Origin of the sequence: Runella aurantiaca (assembly GCF_003339505.1) — a bacterium.
GTDB lineage: Bacteria > Bacteroidota > Bacteroidia > Cytophagales > Spirosomataceae > Runella > Runella aurantiaca.
Genome location: NZ_QPIW01000003.1, coordinates 91558 through 117245 on the forward strand (window position 1 = coordinate 91558; position 25688 = coordinate 117245).

Sequence of the window (25688 nt, forward strand, 5' to 3'; positions counted from 1 at the left end):
TGTTTTTAGGAATTCAACTCAATTAATACCCAGCGTTCTGTTTCAAATATCCCGGAATGTTGGAGGCCCCGTCAATGGCAGTTTGCGGAATCGGGAACACCCGCTTGTTTTTGTCGGTATTGGTTTTTTCGGTCCAAGTACCTTCATATTTGCCGAAACGAATCATATCAGTGCGGCGGAGCATTTCCCAGTAGAACTCAAATCCACGCTCGCGGAATAGCAGGTCGAGTGTCATGCTGGTAAGCGCTGGCGCAGGAGTGGTGGCTGTTCTGGCGGCTCTGACGAGGTTTACGTCGGCTAAAGCGCTGGCGGCATCGTTGCTTTTGCGCAATTTGGCTTCGGCCCGCATCATGTACACATCGGCCAAACGCAAGATGATGATGTCGGCTTCGCCGAAGTTACGTCCACTCACTGATTTTTTGCTGAATTCGTATTTTTCAACGCGGAAACCTGTGTTGTAGTTACTGCCGGCTACGGTAAAGTCAATCTGCTCCGTAAAATCAACGGCTTGTGTAGGCCTATTACGCGTGTCATGGAAAAGTTTACCCACCTTCATTTTGCCGTCGGGACATTTCAAAAACACCCCGTTTCTTCTGATAAGGCCATATTGTTGCCCACGCAGAATTCCCCGGTTGATATTGAAGTTTTCGGCCGCTACACAAGAGTCAGCGGGGTTTGAATAGATGCTCAAATTTTGCTTATAAAACCTCGGGTCTGCCACTGCGGGGTCTTTGGGCGCATTGGCGGTTACCCAGGTTCTGTAGAAATCAGGGGTGATGCCCGGGCCATCCGTACCGTTGGCGTTTGGATAAGCAGGGAGCGGAAACTGGTCGCCTGAAAGCGAGAAATAAGCCATCCGGTTGTGCCCGTTCAAATCGGCCCGCTGGTCTACCGCAAAAATCAATTCTTTGTTGTTGTGATTATCGTCGTTGAAAAGCGAGAAATAATCTCTTGACAACTGATACACGCCAGAGTTGATGATTTTGTCGCTGTACTCAACGACTTTATCCATGTCTTCGGGCTTAAAGGTAAATTGAGCGGCATACGGGTCGCGGTACACGGCGGCGTTTAGGTACAAACGGGCCAAAAGTCCCCAAACGACTCCTTTGGAAATACGGCCAGGACCCACGTTAGGGTCGACCAAGGGTTCGATGGCAAGAAGTTCGCTTTTGATATATTCAACGGCCTCATCGCCCCGAATTATTTTGGAGTTTTCGCCCAAGTCATCCTTTACGAATACCAATCCAAACATATCAAGGGTCAGCATCGAATAATAAGCGCGCATACCTCTTGCTTCGGCCAAAAAGGTTTTTGCCGATGGATCGTTGAGGGTTGGTAACGAATTGATGGCGGTAATAGAACGTGACATCCCCTGCAAAATCAAATTCCAAGTGTTACGGATGTTGGGGTCGGTACTGGTATGCGTGTGCTGGTGCATGGCCAAATAGATACCATTATCACCCCAATCGGTGCCGCCTCGGTAGGGGAGAATGGCTTCGTCGGTCGAGATTTCTTGTAGGGCAAAATAGTTGGTATGCTGAAAAATATTGGGTAACAATGCATACACGGGTGAGATGATTCCTTCGGCGGCTTGCTTGTCAGACAGTCCCGATGCCGAGGCTTCGTCCAACACAATTTCGTTCAGGTTGGTACAACTGTTGAGCACCATGAGCCCAACGGTTGTCACTAATATAGATAGTTTCTTTTTCATCGTTCTTAATGTTAAAATGTAACGTTCAAACCAAAAATGAGCGATTTGGCTTTGGGATAACTCAAGTAATCAATACCGTAGGACGAAATTCCGTTGATGGTCCGGTCGGTGTTTACTTCGGGGTCATACCCATCATATTTAGTAATTACGAATAAGTTTTGGGCCGTGGCCGAAACCCGAATTCCCGCAATCCATTTGTTGATTCCCAACGCTTTGGTATTAAGGTTATACCCCAATGAAAGGTTGTTTAATCGGAAAAATGCACCGTCTTTCAAGTAACGTGTCGAAACGGGCGCGGCATTGTTGACCGACTCATTTGCCGACTCAATTGCCTCCGCCGTGGTGTTGATTCCTTTCGATAATCTCAGTTTATAAAAGTTGGCGTTGGCAGTGTTATCGTAGATTTTGTTTCCCGACACACCGTTAAAATTAGCCACCAAATCAAGGCCTTTGTAGGCAATGCTACCGTTGAAGTTGAATTGTTTTGTGGGTAGGGCGCTGCCAGCCGTTACGCGGTCTTTGTCGGTTACGATACCGTCGCCGTCTGCATCCAAATAGGTACTGATTCCTTTGTCGTCAAAACCAGTGAATTGTTTCAGATAAAACGTGCCGATGGGCTGGTCATTGATGTAGCCGTTGATGGTGGCGGAGGTTAGCCCCGAGCCAGAAGCCGAGCCAGAAGGGATAACTGAATATGGAGAATTGGTTACGTTGTTTTTGATAAACGTTACGTTACCTCCGATGTCAAAACGCAATCCGTTTGTCCCGACGTGGCGGTAATTTAATTCCAATTCTACCCCTTGGTTTTTGATGGTCATGTCGGCTACATTGGTCCAGAATGTACCTGCGGGCTGAACGGGGTCAGCGGGGATTACTTCCAACAAAATATTGTTGGATAGTTTGGTGAAATAGTCGATTGTACCCGACAATGCCCCGTTGAACAACCCAAAATCAAGCCCTATGTCGGTCTGTGTTGATACTTCCCACTGAATGTTGGGATTGGCCAGTCGAGAGTAAGAAGTGCCGGGAGCGTAAGGGCCTGTGGCGTACAAAGGATAGCTGGTGGTTCCTGAGACCTGTGACGTAAACAAGGCTTGGGTAATTTTGGAAGGGATTTCTTGGTTCCCCGTTTTTCCCCAACCAGCGCGCAGTTTCAAATCACTAAATGGTAGTGATTTTAGGAACTCTTCCTCCGAAAGTCTCCAACCCAATGAGAACGAAGGGAAAATTCCGTATTTGTTATTGGAGCCGAATTTAGAAGAACCGTCGGCCCGTACAGTGGCGGTCATCAAATAGCGGTCCTTGTATTGGTAGTTTACCCGCGAAAAGAATGATTGCAATTCGTTGACCACGGCATAACCGCCCGGTTTGTTGTTGGCCAACGTCAATTCTTGTCCAAGTCCTGGATTGTAAATCGGTTCAATGCTCGAAATCGGGAATTTATTGATGCTGTTGCTACGTCCCTGAACAAAAATTTTCTGGAACGAATGTCCTACCAACGCCGAGAGACTGTGGTCGGTTTGGTTCAACGTATAGGTCAGATAGTTTTCAATCAGCTTGTTGTTGTTGTAAGTATAGATGGTTTCGAGGCGTCCATCCTGCAAGGGTACTGCGTTGGGCAAAGACTGCAAATCACGCACGGAATTGGAGTTGTCGATACCAAAGTTGAGTTTGTACACCAAGCCTTTGATGATGGTAAACGAAGGAGAGATATTACCAATCACCCGGTTGATTTTGGTGATATCTTTTTCCAATTTCAACGTAATCAGTGGGTTTACTCCGCTGGCATATCTAAAAGGCTCGCCGTTGGTATCATACGCGGGGTACGTAGGGTTGGCTGAAATAGCGCCACCCAACATCGCCCCAAACGGTGGGCGCTCGTTTTGGGTATAACTTGCGTTCAAATTTACGTCAATACTTAGGCGGTCGTTCAGTAATTTTTGGTTTACGTTGATACGGCCTGTATAGCGGTTGAGTTGGTTGTTTTTCAAGATACCCTCCTGATTTTGTAAGCCCAACGAAGCATAGTACGTCAGTTTGTCGGCACCACCCCCAAAAGACAAGTTATGGTTTTGTGTATAGGCCGTTCTGGTCACTTCTTTCTGCCAATCGGTATTTGCTTTCAAATCTTCCAACACACCGCCTACTGCTGGCACCTGCTTGCGGTATTCATCAGCCGTAAACACATCCAAGGCCCGGGCCATGGTGGAGATTCCGACGTTTGAGGAAAAAGTAAGGCTTGAAAAACCCGCTTTCCCTTTTTTTGTCGTAATCAACACAACACCATTTGCGCCCCGTGAACCGTAAATAGCGGTAGCCGAAGCATCTTTCAATACGTCGATGGACTCAATGTCCTGCGGGTTAAGAAAGGTCAGTGGGTTGGTGGCTCCCCCAGTGCTGGAGTTGTCTAATGCCATTCCATCAATCACAAAAAGAGGAGTGCTGCCCGTACGAACACCGCCCGGCCCTCTGATGGTGATGGACTGCGAACCGCCGGGCTCGCCGCTGGCGGAGGTGACATTGACCCCCGCTACTTTCCCCTGTAAAAGCTGCTCGGGCGAGTTGATGATTCCTTTGTTGAAATCGGTGGTTTTGAGGGATTTCACCGAACCCGTCATGTCTTTTTTAGTGGTGCTTCCGTAGCCGATAACGACCACCTGCGCCAAATCGGAGGCGCTAGATTTGAGCGCAACGTCTACGGCGTTGCGGGCGCCCACGACGATTTCCATTTTTTCATACCCGATAAAACCAATGACCAATACGGCTTTATCATCGGGTACAGACAGCGTGTAGTTTCCGTTTGCGTCGGTGTTGGTGCCGCGTTGCGTGCCTTTAATCACGACGCTACAGCCTGCCAAAGGCTCATTGGTCGTGGCATCGGTGACACGGCCCGTCACGGTTTTGTCGGTGGTTTTTACCACGGAAGGAGCAGAGGCGCTTGTTATCTGGGGAGTGGCAATCATCGCTCCCCCCGCTAACAACGACCATAACAGCCACTTCGGAGACCTCAAGTTGTAGATATTGTTCATACAATAGACAGTTATTTGTTTGTAAATAAAGCTTTGCAAAGGTCAGGCTCACCCGTTAACAAATTGTTACGTGAGCATTATCGAACCATTATGTTTAGCAATTGTAAAATTTAGATATTCATACAATGAACTCCTCGAAAATTTTAAAGAAGGGATTCTATAAAAAAGAGGAGAACGCAGAAGCGCTGAATGAAGGAGAAGAAAAAGGTAAAACGTTTTTCATAGGGTATTGCGATTATGAATTAGATGGAGAAAGGAAGGTAATTTCGGTACAATAGTATAATTGAATTTTTTAAATAAAAAATATGATTGGCATCAATGGCTATGCAAACGTTTGAAATAGTAGAATAAACCGAATGCTCTCAACTCGATTTCGTAGTAAAGGTAGAATGAACTGAAAATAATAGCTGAAAATGTTTAATGTATAGATAAAGCCCTGAAAGGGCGGGACAAACAAAGACTTTCTGATTTTTATTTTTTTGAAATAATTCAAGTAAAAATGTTGCTTATGCTTGCTTTAAAGCAAGGTTACAGTTCTACTGTGCCGTTTAGCTCACTTAATTTATCTAACAAAACATGAAAAAACATCTTTACCTAGCCACACTTTTGTGGCTTTGTGCGCTTGGTTCGTGGGCGCAAAGCCGCTTAACAGGGCGCGTTACCGACGCCGCTGAAAATCTCCCGCTTCCGGGGGTAAGTGTCCTACTGAAAGGAACAAATACGGGAGTCACTACAGATGGAGAAGGCCGATTTAGCCTCCCAAATGCCGCTTCAAACAGTGTAGTAGTCGTTTCTTACATTGGTTATATTTCGCAGGAAATCACCGTGGGAAATCGTACGAACATTGACGTTGCCTTGGCGGTCGATGTAAAATCACTCTCTGAAGTTGTGGTGACGGGTTATGCCAGCCAACGCAAAAAAGACATTACGGGAGCCGTAACGGTGGTCAATGCCAAAGAGTTGACGGCAGTACCAGCGGCCAGCGTTACACAGATGCTTCAGGGACGGGCATCGGGGGTAGTGGTTGGAAATGACAACTCTCCTGGGGGAGGTACGATGGTGCGTATCCGTGGGTTTGGTTCTATCAACAACAACAGCCCGCTGTACGTAATTGACGGTGTACCTACTCAAGGAACACTTAACCAGCTCAACCCCAATGATATTGAGTCGATGCAGGTGTTGAAAGATGCCTCTGCCGCTTCTATCTACGGGGCACGTGCCGCCAACGGGGTGGTTATCATTACCACCAAAAAAGGTAAAACGGGTGAGCCAAGTATTACGTTTGATTTTTACAGCGGTACACAACGCCCCGGCAAGATGCTGGATTTGTTGAATACCAAAGAATTGGGGGAGTATCTGTACCAATCGGAACTCGGCGCTGGAAAAAACCCATCGGTTACTTCTCCTTCTGCGCAGTATAAGTTTGGTTCAAACGGCGAGCAGACCATTGCGGATTATATCTATCCAAACGTATATGGAACGCTTCCTTCCAACTATACATATACCAACGACATCGCCGACCCTAATTTAGGTAGAACGGCTTTTAACATCACCAAAGCCAACAAAGAAGGAACCAACTGGCAGGATGTTATTTTTGATCCAGCCCCGATTGCTAACTTCCAAATCGGTGCAACAGGTGGTTCAAAATCAGGTAAATATGCCATCTCGGCCAATTACTTCAAGCAAGATGGTATTTTGAGATACACGAAGTATGACCGCTACTCATTGCGTGCCAACACCGAATTTACCAAAGGAAAAGTGACCATCGGTGAGAACTTTACCTTCTCCTACGACGAAAGACAGGGTATCACCAACAACGACGAGTCAAACCCCATCATGTTTGCGATTCGCGTACACCCCATCATTCCTGTGTTTGATATTACGGGCGGGCCAGAAGCACTTGGCGGAACCAACACATCACCTTACAACGGTTTTGCAGGAAGCCGGGGCAGTAACTTAGGAAACGCTCCCAACCCATTGGCAAGATTATATCGTGAAAAAGATAACATCACCAAAGGCTCACACGTATTCGGAAACGTATTTGCCGAAGCAGAAATTATCCCTGGCTTAAAGGCCAGAACGAGCTTGGGCCTTGAGTACAATCAGTACAATCGCTCGGAGTATTTTCACCGCGATATTGAGGCGGCTGAAGCAAGAAATGCCAACAGCTTAAACGTAATCAATAACTTTGACCGCTCACTGACGTGGTTCAATACCTTGAATTACAACAAAACCTTTGGCGTTCATTCATTGAATGTATTGGTAGGAACCGAGGCTGTTAAAACCTATGCAGTAGGTTTTCAGGCCAGCCGAAGCAGCTTTGCTTTTGATGATTTAGATTATCGTTATTTGGATGCAGGTTCGGCCTCAGGCTTGAACAACGCTGGCGCGGGTGCAACGTTGAGCTCGCTGTTCTCTCAGTTTGGAAAAGTAAACTACTCGTACAAAGAACTTCTCTTGGCCGACTTCACCCTTCGCCGCGACGGTTCTTCACGTTTCTCGGCGGCCAACCGCTACGGGGTATTCCCTGCGTTTTCGGTGGGTTTGCGCATGACCGAACTTGCCTTCATGCGGGAAGTGAAGTTTATCAACGATTTGAAAGTACGCGTAGGTTGGGGTAAAACGGGTAACCAGTTGATTCCTAACGTGTATAATGCTTATACCCTATACGCACCCGATCCTTTAAACAACGCGTATGACATCAACGGTACGGGTTCTTCAATTGTCGGTGGATTTGACTTGGTACAGTTTGGTAACACAAACGGTAAATGGGAAACAAATACCTCCACTAACTTTGGTATCGACGCCGTTTTGTTGAACAACAAAATGGAGTTTGTATTAGACGTTTATAACCGTCTAACGACCGATATGTTGACCCAAATTGCCATTCCAAGAACGGCGGGATCAGGAACCATTCCTTACACCAACATCGGCGAAGTACAAAACAGAGGCTTTGACCTTGGTCTTAACTTCAGAGATAAAAAAGGTGATTTCCGTTACCAATTGGGCTTCAATTTCGGTCACTATAAAAACGAAGTGAAAAAATTGAACGATGATCCCAACGCTACTGTATTTGGTTTCACCACTCGTTTGCCAGCTATCTCGGCTACCAAAGCGGGCTTGCCGATTGCTAGCTACTATGGCTACATCGTTGACGGTGTAATCAAAGATAAAGCAGAAGCCGACGCTGCCCCTAAATTCGGAACTTATACCCGTGAAGGTACTTTCAAGTTCAGAGACATCAATGGTGACGGTATCATTACGGCTGCCGACCGTACCATCATGGGAAATCCTCACCCTGACTTTACGTACGGTATCAACGTAAATCTTGGCTATAAAAACTGGGATTTGACCATGTTTGGTCAAGGTGTACAAGGCAACCAAATCTTCAACTATGTGAGATATTGGACTGACTTTAACGTATTCCAAGGTAACAGGTCGAAGGATATGCTTTACAATTCATGGAAACAACCAGGTGACGATGCAAAATTGCCCCGCTTGAATTCTGGGGATGCCATCAGTCAGCAGGTTTCTTCTTATTTCCTCGAAGACGGCTCATACTTGCGTCTGAAAAACATCCAGTTGACCTACACCCTTCCTTCGTCTCTCCTGAAAAAAGCAGGATTGGCTTCGGCGCAAGTGTATGTACAGGGACAAAACGTGTTGACACTTACCAAATACAGCGGACTTGACCCTGACATCAACCTCAGAAGATCAGGTAATGACAATCAGGATATTCACATGGGTGTTGACGAAGGTGCCTATCCCGTGGCAAAGTCGTACATCGTTGGATTGCGTTTTGGATTTTAATCTTAGTTGACAATCATTATTCTTGAATCATACAATGAAAAAAATAATCTCATTACTAGTCTTGGTCGGCTTGAGTTTCTCATGTTCTGAGAGCTTCTTTGACCTAAAGCCTCAGGGGCGTGCTTCCTTGGAGCAGTTAAGTAATAAAAACGGTGTAGGAGCCTTATTGATAGGAGCTTACTCTCTCATGGACGGTGTTGGTGCAGGAAATACTGGGCGCCAATCTACGATTTCTAATTATGTATTTGGAGGAATTAGCAGCGACGACGCCGTAAAAGGAACCGATGCAGGTGACCAGCCCGAGCAGTCGTTTATCGAACAATACAACTGGCTTTCTGACAATACCTATTTCCTCGGAAAATGGTGGCACTCTTATGACGGCGTGGCTCGTTGCAACGAAGTGATTCAAATCGTGAGTAGCGCAGCCGTAAAAGATATGACCGAGGCTGAAAAAACGCAGGTGATTGCAGAAGCACGTTTTTTGAGAGCGCACTACCACTTTGAAGCAAAAAAAATGTGGAATAAAGTGCCGTTTATCGACGAGAAAGTCTACGTTGCTTCTGACCCTAATTCTACAAAAGTGCCTAATACCGAAGATATTTGGCCTAAAATCGAAGCTGATTTTGATTTTGCTGCCAAAAACCTTCCTGCTGTCCAGGCCCAAAAAGGCCGTGCTACGCAGTGGGCTGCTAAATCGTATTTGGCTAAGACCATGATTTTTCAGAAAAAATGGGCCGCAGCAAAAACGTTGTTGGAAGATGTTTTGAAAAATTCGGGTAAAAAACTGGTCGCTAACTACCACGACAATTACAGAACGACTGGAAATAACAACAGCGAGTCAATTTTTGAAGTTCAGTTTTCGGTCAACGACGGTACCAACGGAAACAACGGAAATGCGGGCGATAACCTGAACTGGCCGTATTCGGCAACGGCTCCAGGACGTGGATGCTGTGGTTTTTATCAGCCTTCACACAACTTGGTAAATGCGTTCAAAACTGAAAATGGCCTCCCAATGATTGGAGCTGCTGCCGACGGTACACTGGATACTTACAACAAAGTAGATTTACCCAATGATCAGGGAATCGTAGCTTCTACGGCTTTCACTCTTGATAAGTCTGTTCCCGTTGACCCACGTTTGGACTGGACGGTTGGGCGCCGGGGAGTGAATTTCCTTGATTGGGGCCCAATGCCCGGCTCAACTTGGATTCGTGACCAAGCTTACGCTGGACCGTTTACAGGTAAAAAATGGATGTATTATGTGTCGGAAGAAAACAGCACTACCCACTCAACGAGCAAGCGTAACGTAAACAATAACTTCCGTTTGTTGAAGTTGTCGCACGTTATTTTGTGGTTGGCAGAATGTGAAGTGGAATTGGGCAACTTGGCTGCTGCCGAAGGTTACGTAAATCAGATTCGCTTGCGTGCCAAAACTGGATCGGTTCAGGATGCTTCCGTGACGTATCAGGTTGATGCCTATCCTGCGGGTACTTTTGCCGCCAAAGGCGCTGATTATGCCCGCAACGCCGTTCGGATGGAGCAACGTCTGGAGTTTGCGATGGAAGGCCACCGCTTCTTTGACTTGGTTCGTTGGGGCATTGCTGAAAAAGTATTGAACAAATACGCCGCCGAAGAAGCAGTACCGGGTACTGAGCCTTCAGGACGTAAATTCAACAAGCGGGGTTATATGGCTGGAAAAGTATTTACTTCTAAAAATAACTACTTCCCGATTCCTCAGGATGAAATCCTGAACAGCCAAAAAGATGGCAAGCCTACTTTGACCCAGAATCCGAATTATTAATCAATTTATTTTTTCGTACTGAAAAAAGCTCCGCAGTTCGCTGCGGAGCTTTTTTTGTAATGAAAAAGCTGAAAAAAACTTGGTTTTAGATGACTGTTTAAACCATTGAACAATCTGTTTTTCTAAGAAAAGAATGGACAAATAAACTAGGGCCAATCAAGGTGTTTGATTTTAATCAATGTGTTATCCTAAACAGTATTAAACTATGAAAGCAGATACGAGACTTGTAACATTATTAGCAACGGGGTTGTTGGTTTACCTGCTTTCAGGGTGTGTAGTAAGCCCCCGTCCCGTGGTCGTTCGTCCTGCTCCGCCTGCTCCTCGTGTCGAAGTGGTTCCGCGAAAACCTTCTCCCCGCCATATATGGGTGCCCGGGGAGCACCGTTGGCGTAAAAATCACTATGTATGGGTACCGGGCCACTACCGCCGAGTTCGATAATAACAAAAAAAACTCCGTCACGTGGCGGAGTTTTTTGTTGAAAGCAATCGGTACAATTGGTTATATCTCAGTGAATCGAAACTGTACGTATGTTTTGGCCAGCAAGGTCATTTTTTGAAAATCAGGAACCCTAATCCGTACTTCCTGAATGCGGGTTGCGGGTGTTTCCTTGATTTTATTGAACAGCGTCAGATAATACACATACGCCAGATAGACGCCCATTCGAGCGCTACGAGGAAGTTGTTTGATGGCACCGTAGGCCGCATCAAAGTCCGCCTGGATGTCGGTTTCGATTTGGTGTTTGCTCTCTTTGGTAAATTTCGTAAAATCAACCCCCGGAAAATAAACGCGCCCCCGGTCGACATAGTCACTTTTTAGGTCGCGCAAAAAATTCACTTTCTGAAAAGCCGCTCCCAAACTACGGGCACCGTCTTTTAGTTGCTCAAACATGGCGTTGTCTCCTTCACAAAAGACGCGCAAGCACATCAAGCCCACTACTTCTGCCGAACCATAGATATACTCTTCGTATTTTTCGTCGGTATATTCCTGTTTGTATAAATCCATTTCCATGCTGTGCAAAAAAGCATTAATCAGGTCATGGTCAATCTTATATTTGTTAACAATCAGCTGGAAAGAATGCAACACTGGGTTTAGACTAATGCCCGCTTCGATGGCTTCATAGGTATCTTTGATAAATTTTTCGAGCAGGTATTTTTGATTAAATTCATAAAACGTATCGACAATTTCATCGGCATAGCGTACAAACCCATAGATAGCATAAACAGGCAAACGGAATTTTTTATCCAGCGTTTTGATTCCCAGCGTAAACGACGTACTGTATCTCTCGGTAATGAGTTTGCTGCAATCTAGCGTTGTTTGGTCAAACAATTGCTTCATATAAGCCGTGCCATGCACGCAGGTTAATGGGTTATTGGAAGATATGATTACTAATTTGGTCCAAACTCTTTGGCTATTTCATCGGCTACTACCAGTCCCGAAATCAGGGAGGGCGGTACCCCAGGGCCTGGAACAGTCAGCTGTCCTGTATAAAACAAATTATTCAGCTTTTTGTTTTTGAGCGTTGGTTTCAAGAAGGCCGTTTGCAGGAGCGTATTGGCCAGCCCGTACGCATTTCCTTTGAATGCATTGTAGTCAGACTGGAAATCTCGGTGCGCAAAGGTACGCTTATAGACAATGTTGGGCCGAATTGCCTCTCCTACATAAGCTTCTAATCTTTCCATAACTACGTTAAAATAACGCTCTCGGATTTCGTCAGAATCGTCTGTCAGTCCAGTGGCTACTGGAATCAGGATAAAGAGGTTTTCGGAGCCTTCTGGCGCAACAGTGGGGTCGGTTTTTGAGGGTGCCGAAACGTAGAAAAGCGGCTTGCTCGGCCACTGGGGTTCGGTATAAATTTCGTACGAGTGCTGTGAGAAATCTTCGTCAAAAAACAAATTATGATGCAGCAGCTTGGGTAGTCTTTTGTTGACCCCCACATAATAAAGCAGCGACGATGGGGCAAGTGTTTTTTTGTTCCAATAGGCTTCGGAATAATTTCGATACTCGCCGAGCAATTTTGAATCTACGTGGTGATAATCAGCCCCTGCCACCACGATGTCGGCCTCAAAAATGCTGGTATCGGTGATTATCTTTTTTGCACTGCGATTGATTACCTCAATTTTCGTTACATTCTGATTCAGTTTTATTTTTACACCTTTTTCTTCCGCCAGCGCCACCATTCCTTTCACGATTTCATACATACCGCCCATCGGGTACCATGTCCCCATGGTTATTTCGGCGTAGTTCATGAGGCTGTACATGGCGGGGGTGTTTTCGGAGGTGGCCCCTAAAAACAAAATGGGAAACTCCATCAATTGCAACAATTTAGGGTCCGTAAAAAACTTACGAATGTGTTCCGAAAATGACTGCAATACGTCCATGCGTCCCAAATCATATAGGAGTTTAAGGCTCACAAACTCCGTAATGCTGCGACTGGGCTTCCAAACAAATTTGTTCATGCCCACGTCATATTTGTAGGAGGCCTGTTTCAGAAACGCGTCCAATCGCGCACTGCTTCCGGGTTCGATGCTTTCAAAAAGCTGTTTGAGTGCCTCGATTCCCGCTGGAATTGCAACGGTGGTTTTTTGGTCAAAAATGACCGCGTAAGAGGGGTCGAGTCGGACCAGATGATAATAATCCGACGGTTTTTTGCCGAATTTGCCGAAATAAGTTTCAAACACATCGGGCATCCAATACCAACTCGGTCCCATATCGAAGGTAAACCCCTCGGCCTCAAACACCCGAGCGCGTCCGCCCGGAACGGAGTTTTTCTCTAAAATAGTAACATCAAACCCTTTGTCGGCCAGGCGGGTAGCGGCCGAAAGCCCCGCAAATCCGGCACCGATAACAATTGCTTTTTTCAACGTGTAAGACTTTTTTTATTGTAAACTTCCAAAAGGGGGTGACGGTTTGAGAACATACGTAAAAAAATGACGCCGTTGCGCAAATTGCTATTGTTTATAGACTACGCCATCTTTCATCACGAACGTAACGTTTTGGAGCGTTTTGATGTTTTGAAGCGGGTTTTCGTCGGTGGCAATGATGTCGGCGTATTTGCCTTTGGTGATGCTGCCCATGTTGTCCTGTTCTCCCAAAATTTGGGCAGGTATTACCGTTGCCGATTTTATAGCCTCCATGGCGGGCATTCCTACTTCGGTCATGTATTCAAATTCTTTGGCATTTTTGCCGTGTGGATACACGCCACCGTCGGTACCAAAAGCAATTTTTACCCCCGCTTTGTAGGCTTTCTCAAACGTTTTTTGAATCAAAGGTCCAATTTCCAAGGCCTTCATTCGCACAAAAGGGTGGTAATAGCCGGGCACTTTGGCGGAGTCGGCGGCAGTACGCCCAGCGATGATGGTCGGGACATAATACGCGCCCATTTTCTTGAATAACTCAATGGCTTCGTCGTCCATGTAAGTGCCGTGCTCAATGGTAGTCACACCCGCTCTGAGGGCGCGTTTCATGCCGTCGGTTCCGTGGGCGTGTGCTGCCACGTGAAACCCATAATCTTTGGCGGTCTGTACAATGGCCGAGATTTCGTTTTCGGTAAACTGCGGTGCTTTTCCGCTTTTGGCAATGCTCAAAACGCCACCTGTGGCTGTGATTTTGATGCAATCGGAGCCATCTTTGTAGCGTTGTCTTACGGCTTTTCGGCCTTCATCGGGGCTGTCAACGATAGCATCGGTGACTTTGTCAGGTACACTGTACATGTTGCTTAGCCCGTTGGTGGGGTCGCCATGTCCGCCAGTGGTGGCGATGGTCTGGCCCGCTGTAAAAATGCGTGGCCCCGTTACCAAGCCTTTGTTGATGGCGTTGCGGAGTGCGATATTTACCCCCGTGCCTCCCAAATCTCGTACGGCTGTAAACCCCGCCATGAGTGTAGTAAGGGCGTGTTTCTGGGCTTCAAAGGCAATGTCGGCCGAGTTGTTGCTGAGTCGTTTGAGGTATTGGTCTCGGCTGGTTTCGCTTTCGATGTGTACGTGCATATCGGTCAGGCCGGGCAAAACCGTTTTGTTTTTTAAGTCAATCAGTTTATCCCCTGTCAGCGCTTTGGCATAGCCTTTTTCAACGGCCGTAATTCGATTTTTTTCGATGATAATTGTGGCCTGTTCTTGGGCGGCATCACTCACGCCGTCGATTAGTTTTCCGCAATAAATCAGCGTTCGTTGGGCTTGGGCATAATTTGCCGCCGCAAAAAAGAGTCCCGCAAAAAGCAAACGTTTTCTCATGGATAAGTTGGTCGTTAGGTTAATTGTAATGAATATTTTACCTAAATAAAGCGTTTTTTCGTCTCAAATGGAAACGGGGGAGGTGCTTTCATTTAAAGTAGTATACTGATATGCCCATAAAAAAACTCCCCAGCCGTGGCAACACGACTAGGGAGTCAAACAATTAGGTACTAAACTGTAAAATTATTGCTACTGAGTTATTCAGGATAGCCCGGATTCTGTGGTTTCAGATTTGGATTGTTCAGCATTTCTTGTTTTCCAAGTGGCAATAACAAATGTTTTGATTGCAAGGCTTGGTTAGAGCTCAAGTTCACGTGGCCAACAAAGTTGTCAAATCCTTTGGTTTTTTCGTTGAACACTTTGCGGAGGCGAACCATGTCAAACCAAGTGATTTGCTCATAGCAAAGCTCGTGCCAGCGCTCTTTCCAAACGGCTTCGCGGAAAGAAGCTTGCGTATACGTACCGAGAGCAGGAGTAGTAAGCTGCGCTCTGTCTCTGATGCGTTTGAACGCATCGTAGGCTGCCTGCGTAGGTCCGCCTACTTCGTTTTGGGCTTCGGCATACGTAAGCAACACTTCTGCATAACGAATCTGTGGTACGTTGAGGTTGTTTTGGCGTGTACCTGCCACTCCCGAAGTACCACTTGAAGTACGGTTAAAGTGTTTGAAAATATAAGGAGCTCCTAAATCAAAACGAGCGCCGTTGCCGTTGGTAAAATAGGTAGTATAGAAATATCCTTCCTGATCCTTTGTACGAAGATCGCCGGGTTCATACGACTGGTAGAAGGCAGGGGTCGGAACGGTACTTCCTGTACCTCCAGGACCGTTAAAGGTTACTGGCTTAAAGTTGGGGTACATGTTGTCCATTGGAGCACCCGCTACCAACGTGTTGTACTGAAGCATGAAAAGGTGCTCAAGGCGGTTTTCAGTACTTTCTTTATGTACATCCTCGTAAGTTGGGAATAGATTAATCATCCCTGGGTTAGCATTGGCATAAGTGATTATTTCAAAAGCCTTATCGGCGGCCAATTTATAGTAAGCAGCCCCTTTGCTAAGTGGGAAGCCCGCCATTGTCAGATATACCCGGGCCAATTGTGCTTTGACCGCAGCTTGGTTTACTCTTCCGCTGGCATCCATCCAAGCCAGACCAGCCGCCTCGGCAGCAACTAGGTCTTCAACAATCAGTTTGTAAACCTCTTCTTGCGGAGCCCGAGGGGGAGAGAAATCTTCAGAACTCGCCGTTTGGGGATTGGTAACCAACGGAACATCCCCCCATAATCTTACCGCTGTAAAATAAGCCGAAGCACGTAGGAATCGGGCCTCACCCAAGATTTTCTTCTTTTGAGCGTCGGGCATTGGAGTGATAGGCGGTACTTTGGCAATGACTTGGTTGGCCTGAGAAATAACTTTATACAGACCGTTCCAGTAATTGACTACGTGGGCCGTGTTGCCGTCGTGAACCAGACCGTACAAGTTGTTGAGGTCTGAGTTTTGGGCGGTTTCGGTAGTAGAAGTACCCGTCATAGCCTCCAGCAATTGCCAGTTTGAGGAGAAGATTCCGGCTCCATCTCCCATAAAACGGAGGTCGGCATAAACGGAAGCGAGGGCCGCTTCGGCGTGGTCAGGGATGGTATAAAAGCTTTCCGGTGTTAGGTTGGAAGGAGCTTCTTCCGTCAGGAAGTCAGAGCAACTCGAAGGGCCGAATAAGATAGCGCCCACCAATGCCACTTTGCCTGCTTGTTTGATTATATTTAATTTCATAATGAATTTCAATTGGAGTTAAACGATGAATTAGAGCCCAATTTGTAAGCCAACCATGTAAGTAGTTGGTTTGGGATAGTTATGCCAAATCATACCTTGCGAGAAGGCACTGTTGCCGCCTCCTTGGTTGGTTGGCGTAACTTCAGGGTCACCAACAATCTTGTCTTTCACCGCGAGGAAGAAGTTCTGAGCAGTAGCATATACTCTGAGGCGGCTCATTTTGAGTTTGCTAGTTACGTGGCTTGGGAAGGTATAACCAAACAACAGGTTGCGACCACGCAAGAATGAACCGTCTTTGATCCACCATGAATCCACGTTGGTCACATAACCTGCACGAGTATCGCGGATTTCAGCAATCATCGTGTTTTGGTTTTGCGGAGTCCATGCGTTCAGTACAGACGTGTAGCTGTTGGCAAGGGCCTGACGGTCTTCGCTTGGGTGTAGGTTCATGAGCATTACATCATTACCGTACGAGAACTGAAGTTCGAGGGTTAAATCGAAGTTGTTGTAACGGAACGTGTTGCTCATGGCTCCCCAGCTCTTAGGGCTACCGTTACCGATGATGCTGCGGTCAGCGTCGGTGATGGCTTTGTCGCCGTTTACGTCAAGGTATTTGATGTCACCAGGAAGGATAGTCAAACCGTTACGATAGCTGGTGTACTTTGCGGCTTCTTCGCGCTCAGCTTCACTCCAAACACCCACGCGGGTCAGTCCCCAGAATGAACCTACTGGCTCACCGATGCGGATGATGTTGGTTGGGTTGGTAAAGTTAGGACCACCTACGTTGAAAATGTCTGAAGGAGTAGCCAACGAAAGCACCTTGTTGCGGTTAAAGGAGATGTTGAAGTTGGTGTTCCACTGGAAACCGCCACGGTCAACGTTGATGGTATTAAGGGCAAATTCGAACCCTTTGTTTTCCATCGAACCAATGTTTTTACGGATGGTAGCATAACCGCTAGTACGTGGTACAGGTGCATCCAAAAGCATGTCGGTGGTTTTGCGATAGTAGTAATCTGCTTCGAGAGTGATGCGGCCTTTTAGCAAGCCCAATTCAACACCAAAGTCGGTTTGTGCCGTTTTTTCCCAACGTAAGTCAGGGTTAGCCAAACGTGAAATCCCCGTTCCTGCCACGCGTGAATCGCCGTAAATCGTAGCATAGTTTGAGCTTAGCAACGACAATGAAGAATAAGCGGGGATTTCGGAGTTACCTGTTAGACCATAGCTAGTACGCACTTTCAAGTTTGAAATAAGAGAATTGCCTTTCAAGAAATCTTCTTCAGAAACTCTCCACGCCAAAGCTCCCGATGGGAAGAAGGCAAACTTGTGGTTTTCTCCAAATTTAGAAGAACCGTCAGCACGTCCTGTTAGGGTTACTAAATACTTATTTGACAAGGAATAATTTACCCGTCCGAAATAAGAGTTAAATGCAAAACGCGAAGCACCTGAACCTACTGCTGGGTTGGTAGCACCAGCACCCAAGTTGTTGAAAAGGAAATAATCAGTGGCAAAGTTGTTTACGCTGGCACTCATGCTGAATGCATTTGTTTCTTGCCATGAAATCCCTAACAGGGCGGTCAATGAATGTTTATCACCGAATTGCTTGTTGTAAGTCAGGTAGTTCTCCAACGACCAAAAACTTTCTTTTGTATTGCTGGTTGAAGCGTTACCATTCCCACCGATGTTAAGGGTACGGGTTTGTGATTGGTTGTTTTCTTGCGTCTGAACGTTAATACCAAACACTGTACGCATTTCCAACCCTTTGGCAAGGTTGATGTTTGAGTACAAACTTCCCAAAGTTGTTTGGGTGTTTAAGATATACTTACGACCCATCAAACGGTGAACTGAGCTCATCGTTCCCTCTGCAAATGGGAAGTCACGGTTGTTGGCAAATGTTCCGTCTTCGTATTTTACTGGCAAAAACGGAAAATCTTCCACAATCTGACGCGCTACGGCATCGTTGATGTCCACAAGGTTCTCGGTCTGGTTGTTGTAGGTCAGCGTACCGCCTATTTTTAACCATTTTTTTACTTGGTCGTCAATCGTGAAGCGTCCAGAGTACCGTTGCATATAAGACGTCTTGACCAGACCCTGATCGTCGCGATAACCCAATGAAATAGAATATTGCGTACGCTCATTACCACCGCTAAAACCTAATTGGTGGTTTTGTGATAGCTTAGCTTGGGTTGATTCGTTAAACCAATCTGTGTCGTATTTAGGGCTTCCGTCACTGTTGAAAACCCGTGGATCGGTGCGGCGCAATTTTGGGTTCAAATAAGCCCATCTGCCCGCTGCCCAACCTGCTGGATCGTATTTTGCCATGTTGGCCCATGCCAAATCTTCCACTGCCATGTATTGCTTAGCATTCAATACTTGTGGTTTGTTTGGACCCGTGGTGTTTACGCTGAAATCCACATTGTAGGTAACCGAACCTTCACCGGCTTTTCCTTTTTTAGTGGTTACAAGGATAACTCCGTTTGCTCCTCTGGCTCCGTAAATAGCGGTAGATGAAGCATCTTTCAGCACTTCTACCGACACAATATCATTTGGGTTGATATAGTCAATGGCCGAACTGAACTGGTTTTGGGTTCCTTGTGGTAGCATCACTCCGTCTACTACGTATAACGGGTTGTTGGAGGAGTTGATGGAACTAAAACCACGCACGCGAATGGTGGTTCTTCCGCCCGGACGCCCAGAGTTGTTGTTTACCTGTACCCCGGCCATTCTGCCCGCTAAAGCTTGGGTCAGCGAGGGGGCAGGGCGTTCCATTAGTTGGTCGGCCTTTACGGTGCCGACAGCGCCCGTTAAGTCTGATTTTTTGAGGGTACCATAACCGATAACCACAATCTCTTCCAATACTTTGCTGTCGGCTCTCAGCGTAAGATTAATGGAAGATTGATTGCCAACGGCGATTTCCTGTGGCACGTAACCTACGAAAGAGAAAATAAGCGTGGCATTGTCGGGGACTTCCAATTTGTAGAGCCCATTCCCGTCTGTTACTGTACCGCGTTGGGTACCTTTGATAACAATACTTACGCCAGGCAACCCACTATTTGTTTCGTCTACAACTTTTCCGGAGATAGTTTTATCTACCGCTTTTTCTTCTAAACGAACGTTAGCGTTTCTTTCGAGCAAATCTCGATCAGGAGCAGCGTAAGCAAATGTGAGGCAGGAAAAAGACAGAACGAAGGGTGCGGTGGATAGTCGCATCATCCTGCTAAACCGGCCATGCGGTTGTAAGAGTTTTTCCATAGTGATAATTCAGGCCGTCTGTACAGCGTTTAAGTTAAAAAAAAACAGTTTGAAAACAGAATTCGATTTTAGAAGAGCTATGGGCCTCGTAACTACTGCCTTTCTTGATAAAAATTATGTTAATTCGTAGGTCCATAATATAATTTATTTAATATATTAGGTATATTTTTTGAACGAAAATGACAATAAATATAACTTTGGTAAGGAATGGCCGATTTTATTCCAATTTATGGAATTGACCCTGTAATCAGGAAATAGAGAACTAAGAATAATATATGCAGTATGATAAGTAGATGAGAAGGAGTTTCTAAAGAGGACGAAGATGGCTTAAAGGATATAGTTTTTGAAGTATAGAGAGAGTATAGGTTTGCTGCGCTGTTTTGATGAATAAAAGGACTGCAGGCTGTTTATCTTAATAATACCTAGAAACTCCTAAAGGGATACCAGTACTGATGGTGAAGGAGGTGAAGTCGGGGTTAAAAGGGGTCGTTATGTTATGCTCGATTTCTAATTTTATCTCGCCAATCACCATCCCAATCTTTGGCGCGACGGTGATAAATACTTCTTTGCCGTGTCGGCGTAGGGAATATACTTGTTGGGTTACTAAGTCTTTGGCCTCCAATTTACCAAAGTAGGAAGCACCCGCACTGAGGCCGATGCAAAAACGGGTTTTGGCTGGAGCCTCCCAACTTCGATAAGCGGGTGTTAGAAAAATATCGGTAAAGAATAACCCGTAGGAGGTAAATTTGGGCTGAATAATACTGTTGGACTCGGTATCTTCAAACTTTGGACGGAAGATGCCCCCCAATTTTAAACCCATATTAATTCGCTCATTTACAATGTAATAAGGGGATGCGAAAATTTGCCAGCCGAGCCCTGCTTTGGTCAAAAACAGGGGTTTAGTGCTGTAGGCACTGCCCGCTTTCAAAAGGCCTGGACCTACGCCTACCGCAAGCCACAAACGGCGCTCATCCTGTTCGGTCGAAATAACGCGTTGTGCCAACACATTTGATCCAATAAGAACTCCTAAAAGCAGACTTTGTAAAGCGAGTTTCATCATTTTTGCTTTGATCATCAAAATGCAGGGACAGCCATCAGCAGCTTGAAATGCTCCTTTTTCTTCTTTCAAAAACCGTGCTAATACGTAACTGCCAACCATTTTTGCCGTAAAAATATCAATTTGGCGTCATTTTTGGCGTTTGAAGGTGAATTGGTTAGTTTTGAGGAGGTGTTAAACTAACCTTTGTATGAAAAAACTATTCTTACTGATTTTTGTTGGGCTGTGTGTGGCAACTTTGACGGCCTCTGCTCAAGAAGATGTGTTAAAAAAACTACAGGCCATTGCCGTGGTTGATCAAAAAGTGATGATGCCCATGCGGGATGGCGTTCGTTTGGCAACGGATATTTTTCGTCCTAAAACCGACAAGCCTGTTCCAGTGATTTTCTCCAGAACTCCTTATAATTTTAATTCGTGGGGCAACGGTGAGCAAAGAAACGGAACCTATCAGCAGGCACTGGATGCGGTTTCGCACGGGTACGCGTATGTAGTTCAGAATGAGCGCGGACGGTTTTTTTCGGAAGGTGAGTGGGATATTCTCGGAACACCCGTTACGGATGGTTATGATGCTTTTTCATGGTTGACCAAGCAGGCTTGGTGCAACGGTAAAATCGGTACGCTAGGATGCTCCTCTACCGCCGAATGGCAAATGGCCGTGGCCGCTCTCGACCACCCTTCTCATGCCGCAATGGTGCCGCAAGGCTTTGGCGCGGGCGTAGGAAAAGTAGGGGAGTTTTGGGAACAGGGCAACTGGTACCGAGGTGGTGCGCAGCAGATGCTGTTTACGGCGTGGCTCTATGGAACCCAAAACGACGCGATTCGCCCGCAGTTTCCCAAAAATGCCACGCAGGAGGAATTGGTACGCGCTTCTCGCTATTTTGATTTAGCAACCGAAATGCCTCCCGTCGATTGGTCTAAGGGGCTTCGTCATCTTCCGGTGCAGGATATTATCAAAAACGTGAATGGGCAAAAAGGGGTCTATGATAAAATGATTGTCCGCAAACCCAATGACCCAGATTGGTTCAAAGGAGGATTGTACCATGACAATATGCCTTTTGGCGTGCCGAGTTTTTGGTTTGTGTCGTGGTACGATGTGTCGAGTGCTCCCAATCTTGCGCTTTACAACCATGTTCGTAAAAACGCTACCGACCCGCAAGTGCGGGACAATCAATACTTGGTCATTGCGCCTACGCTCCACTGCGCCTACAAACGTGCTACCGAAAACACCATCGTAGGTGAGCGTAGCATGGGCGATGCCCGCCTCAACTACGATGAGCAAATTTATGCGTGGTTTGATCTTTGGTTGAAAGGTGATGCCAACGATTTTACAAAGAAAACGCCTAAAGTTCAGTATTTTACGATGGGCTCAAACAAGTGGCAGTCGTCAGATACGTGGCCACCTGCCAACGTTGAAATGACCACTTATTACCTCACGAGCGGCGGTAAAGCCAATAGCCTCTACGGCGATGGAAAACTCACGCTTGCCGCACCAGCCAAAGAGGCTAAATCGGATGGGTTTGCGTATGACCCTATGTTCCCAGTTCCCTCGTACGGTGGCAACGTTTGCTGTACGGGCACGGCGGTGCAGGGAGGTTCGTTTGACCAGCACCAAATGGAAGCGCGGCATGATATTTTAGTGTATACGACCGACCCCTTCAAAGACGGGGCGGAGCTGTCGGGACCGATTGAAACTACCCTTTACGTAGGCTCAGATGCCAAAGACACCGATTTTACGGTAAAACTCATTGATGTTTACCCTGACGGGCGTGCCTATAATCTGGATGAGACGATTCTGCGCGCCCGCTACCGCGAGGGTTTCGACAAAGAAGTATGGATGGAAAAAGGAAAAGTGTACAAACTTACGCTGAGCCCGATGGTAACGTCCAATTATTTTGCCCCTGGTCACAGCCTTAGGGTAGAAATATCGAGCAGTAATTTTCCGCGTTTTGACCGAAATCTCAATACAGGTGGGAAAAATTTTGACGAAAAAACGGGTGTCGTTGCCAATAACCAGATTTTTCATTCTGCGGCGTATCCGTCGGCGATTCGGGTGCCGTTAGTGAAAGGGAAATAAAAAGTGCCGGCGGTGTTCTCACCGCCGGCGGCATGGAAAGATATAAACTTCTTGCCTTCACATTTGGAAAATGGGAAGGTATCAACTAGCCTTTCGTCCAATACTTTAGAATAAAAAACGTTACTTTTAAGGCGGTAATAGCCAACAAATTATTCCGTATTGCCCTAACTCAATTCCAATTGCTGCGTGAAAAAACACCTTGCCTGGCTTTGTCTGTTGCTTTTTTTAGGTTTGGAAGGCTGTAAAACGGCCCAAAAACCACGCGCTGGTTTCCGCGACTTTGGCCCTATGGGTTTACGTCGAGAAATGCGGGCCGTTTGGATTGCCACCGTCGATAATATTGACTGGCCCAGCCGCAAGAATCTTTCTCCCGAAGACCAACGCGAGGAATTTATCCGCATTTTAGACACGCACAAGCGCACGGGCATTAATGCGGTATTTGTACAAGTACGCGCCGCCGCCGACGCATTTTATGCCAAAAGTGAAGAGCCTTGGTCGGAATGGCTCACGGGCAAACAAGGCCGAGCACCCGAGCCATTTTATGACCCAATGGCGTTTATGATTGAGGAATGTCATCGGCGTGGGATGGAGTTTCACGCTTGGCTCAATCTCAATCGGGTATCGCACCGCGTAAGCAAAAGTATTTCCAACGAGAATATCGGCCGCCAGCATCCTGAGTGGGTTTTTGAGTATGATGGCTATAAGCTGTTCAATTTCGGCCTTCCCGAAGTGCGGGAGTATATCACGGGTATTACCACCAATATTGTAAAAAACTACGATGTTGACGGGATTCATTTTGACGATTATTTTTATCCTTATACGGTTACGGGACAGACCCTAAAAGACGAAGAAGCCTTCCGACAATACGGTGTCCGATTTAGAAGCAAAGACGATTGGCGACGTGATAATATTGACAAACTCATCAAGCAAATCAGCGATGCCATCATTGCAGAAAAGCCGTATGTAAAATTCGGTGTCAGCCCTTTTGGGGTATGGCGAAATCGGAAAGATGACCCCACAGGCTCGGCCACGGAAGGCGGCCAAACATCGTACGATAACCTGTATGCTGACACTAAAAAATGGATGAAGGCGGGATGGGTTGATTACATGGTGCCGCAAATTTATTTTTCTACTAAGCACGATAAAGTCCCTTTTAAAATCCTGACTTCATGGTGGTTGAAGCACACCTACGGGCGTCACCTGTACATCGGACAAGGCGCGTATAAAGTAGGGGTGCAGGAGAAAGACAGGGCTTGGACCAACGCTTCTGAATTCTCCAACCAAATGCGGTTTATTCGGCTTAATCCCGAGATTACGGGAAGTGTATTTTTTAGTTCTAAATCTTTGATTAACAATAAATTGGGGCACGCTGATTCGTTGCGTACTAATTTCTATAAAGAACCTGCTTTTCCGCCTACGATGCCGTGGAAAGACCGGGTGTCACCGCAAACACCCAGTAACTTGCAGGTATCCGACACCCGTAACGGTGTAGAGTTGCGCTGGAATGCATCAGAGCCTGCCCGTGATGGCGACAAAGCGCATTATTATGCCGTTTACCGCTATTCTGACAACGAAAAACCACGGCTATTGGCGGCCTGTTATGAAGGTCAAACCCGCGCGCTTGACCGCACTGCTCTCCGTAATCGGCGGTATACGTATGCCATCACGGCTCTCGACCGTCTGCATAATGAAAGCGAAGCCGTACTTGCCAGCATCATGGTGCGGTCGACTGTTCGTGCTTCCAAAAAATAATTTTTGGATACTTTCCAACCTTCTTCCTGTTTCGTTACCCATTGTATCGAAAACCAAACAGCCGTGCCCTTGCCTGTCGATGTAACTGAAGCACAACTTGTTGAAGGATGTCTCCGCCGAGACCGTCAAGCCCAACGCCTGTTGTTTGAGCGGTACAAACGAGCCATGTATACCAAAGCCTTTCGGATTCTGAACGACGCCGACCACGCCCATGATGTGTTGCAAGATGCGTTTGTGGAAGTTTTTCGAGATTTGCCCCGTTTTCGATTTGAAAGCACGTTGGGTGCTTGGATTAAGACGATTGTTCTGCATCATGCGCTGCGCAGGCTGAAAGCAGAACGTCGTTGGGAAACTCTCGACGAACAACGCCACGACCACCCGATTGAGCCGCCCGATCATTTTACTGCCGAAGAATTGGAGGCGGCCATCCGAAAGCTGCCCGATGGATGCCGCGCCGTATTTCTGCTGGCCGAGGTGGAAGGATATCGACACAACGAGATTGCGGAGCTGCTTGGTATCAGCGAAGGAACAGCAAAGTCGCAATTGAACTATGCCAAAAAGAAATTGAGAACTTGGCTGACAAGATATTAGAATTACTGTATAAAATTACCTGCTTTTGAAAGAATGAAAACTTGGAAAGAAGCTGTAAGTCAACTCGAAGAGGTTGAGCCTCGCGCAACTGCTTGGGAAGAGCTGTCGGCAAGGTTGGCGTTTGAAGATCAACTTGTTGAGCAGGTAAATAGCCTTCTTGAGCTAGAACCTAACGATGATTTATGGCGTCGGATTGAACCCCAACTCGATGTAGTGAAGCCGTTATGGTATCAACTGTGGCCCTCTTGGGCGGCAGCAGCTTCTGTGATTTTTGCGGCCGGTTTAGGCGTTTGGTGGAATGGGCAATCGACACAAAAAGTCACCGTTGCTTACAGCACTGAGTTAATGGCTGATTGGAAAACGACCGATGTTGAAATAAGTCAACCCAGTGAAGCAGAGGCGTTTATTGTAGAAAGCTGTCAACGGAAGTCCGCTATCTGTACTACGCCTGACTTTCGGGATTTAAAAGGGGAGTTGGACGAATTGAATTCGCAGAAAGCGCGTATTGAGTATGAAATTAAAATGTTTGGGGAACAGCCTGATTTGGTAAGGGCGCAAATTAAAATTGAAAATCAACGGGCGGAGATTACCAAAGAATTAGTACAAAAGTTAATGATTTGACCTAAA

Annotated in this window: 15 protein-coding genes; 7 read left to right on the plus strand and 8 right to left on the minus strand. The window is 46.5% G+C overall.

Features of this window, described 5'->3' with window-relative positions; all coding sequences use genetic code 11:
- Window positions 1-22 precede the first annotated feature (22 nt).
- Complete coding sequence (locus tag DVG78_RS05800; protein ID WP_114460122.1) at window positions 23-1711, minus strand: RagB/SusD family nutrient uptake outer membrane protein; 1689 nt, start codon at window positions 1709-1711, stop codon at window positions 23-25.
- 11 nt (window positions 1712-1722) lie between these two features.
- The gene (locus tag DVG78_RS05805; protein WP_114460123.1) at window positions 1723-4740 is read right to left on the minus strand and encodes a SusC/RagA family TonB-linked outer membrane protein; all 3018 of its coding nucleotides are present in this window, start codon (window positions 4738-4740) and stop codon (window positions 1723-1725) included.
- A 576-nt stretch (window positions 4741-5316) separates the two neighbouring features.
- Between DVG78_RS05805 and DVG78_RS05810 the strand changes: the two genes are divergently transcribed.
- The 3 genes from DVG78_RS05810 (at window position 5317) to DVG78_RS05820 (ending at window position 10787) form a co-directional block, all read left to right on the plus strand.
- Entirely contained in the window at window positions 5317-8550 is a 3234-nt protein-coding gene (locus DVG78_RS05810) for a SusC/RagA family TonB-linked outer membrane protein (protein ID WP_114460124.1), read from the plus strand.
- 34 nt (window positions 8551-8584) lie between these two features.
- Window positions 8585-10348 (plus strand): RagB/SusD family nutrient uptake outer membrane protein, encoded by a 1764-nt coding sequence (locus DVG78_RS05815; protein ID WP_114460125.1) that lies wholly within the window; start codon window positions 8585-8587, stop codon window positions 10346-10348.
- Window positions 10349-10553: 205 nt separating this feature from the next.
- Window positions 10554-10787 (plus strand): hypothetical protein, encoded by a 234-nt coding sequence (locus tag DVG78_RS05820; protein WP_114460126.1) that lies wholly within the window; start codon window positions 10554-10556, stop codon window positions 10785-10787.
- Between the two features lie 60 nt (window positions 10788-10847).
- Here the strand turns inward: DVG78_RS05820 and DVG78_RS05825 are convergent, their stop codons facing one another.
- The 6 genes from DVG78_RS05825 to DVG78_RS05850 form a co-directional block, all read right to left on the minus strand.
- A complete protein-coding gene (locus DVG78_RS05825) occupies window positions 10848-11684 on the minus strand; it encodes a phytoene/squalene synthase family protein (protein ID WP_114460127.1) in 837 nt (278 codons plus the stop codon).
- A 50-nt stretch (window positions 11685-11734) separates the two neighbouring features.
- On the minus strand, window positions 11735-13210 hold the full coding sequence (crtID, locus tag DVG78_RS05830) for a bifunctional phytoene desaturase/3,4-desaturase (protein WP_114460128.1): 1476 nt from the start codon (window positions 13208-13210) through the stop codon (window positions 11735-11737).
- A gap of 87 nt (window positions 13211-13297) precedes the next feature.
- Window positions 13298-14578, minus strand: coding sequence for a metal-dependent hydrolase family protein (locus tag DVG78_RS05835; protein ID WP_114460129.1), 1281 nt, complete (start codon window positions 14576-14578; stop codon window positions 13298-13300).
- Window positions 14579-14775: 197 nt separating this feature from the next.
- Window positions 14776-16338, minus strand: a complete 1563-nt coding sequence (locus DVG78_RS05840) for a RagB/SusD family nutrient uptake outer membrane protein (RefSeq protein ID WP_114460130.1) — start codon at window positions 16336-16338, stop codon at window positions 14776-14778.
- Window positions 16339-16368: 30 nt separating this feature from the next.
- Complete coding sequence (locus DVG78_RS05845) at window positions 16369-19587, minus strand: SusC/RagA family TonB-linked outer membrane protein (RefSeq protein ID WP_199563205.1); 3219 nt, start codon at window positions 19585-19587, stop codon at window positions 16369-16371.
- Window positions 19588-19999: 412 nt separating this feature from the next.
- Window positions 20000-20647 (minus strand): hypothetical protein, encoded by a 648-nt coding sequence (locus DVG78_RS05850; RefSeq protein ID WP_147277003.1) that lies wholly within the window; start codon window positions 20645-20647, stop codon window positions 20000-20002.
- A gap of 187 nt (window positions 20648-20834) precedes the next feature.
- Here DVG78_RS05850 and DVG78_RS05855 point away from each other — a divergent pair, with 187 nt between their 5' ends.
- The 4 genes from DVG78_RS05855 (at window position 20835) to DVG78_RS05870 (ending at window position 25682) form a co-directional block, all read left to right on the plus strand.
- Entirely contained in the window at window positions 20835-22718 is a 1884-nt protein-coding gene (locus DVG78_RS05855) for a CocE/NonD family hydrolase (protein ID WP_114460133.1), read from the plus strand.
- Window positions 22719-22904: 186 nt separating this feature from the next.
- Window positions 22905-24470, plus strand: coding sequence for a glycoside hydrolase family 10-like protein (locus tag DVG78_RS05860; RefSeq protein ID WP_114460134.1), 1566 nt, complete (start codon window positions 22905-22907; stop codon window positions 24468-24470).
- Window positions 24471-24473: 3 nt separating this feature from the next.
- Complete coding sequence (locus DVG78_RS05865; protein ID WP_229598146.1) at window positions 24474-25061, plus strand: RNA polymerase sigma factor; 588 nt, start codon at window positions 24474-24476, stop codon at window positions 25059-25061.
- A gap of 33 nt (window positions 25062-25094) precedes the next feature.
- Window positions 25095-25682, plus strand: coding sequence for a hypothetical protein (locus DVG78_RS05870; protein WP_114460135.1), 588 nt, complete (start codon window positions 25095-25097; stop codon window positions 25680-25682).
- The last annotated feature ends 6 nt before the right edge of the window (window positions 25683-25688 follow it).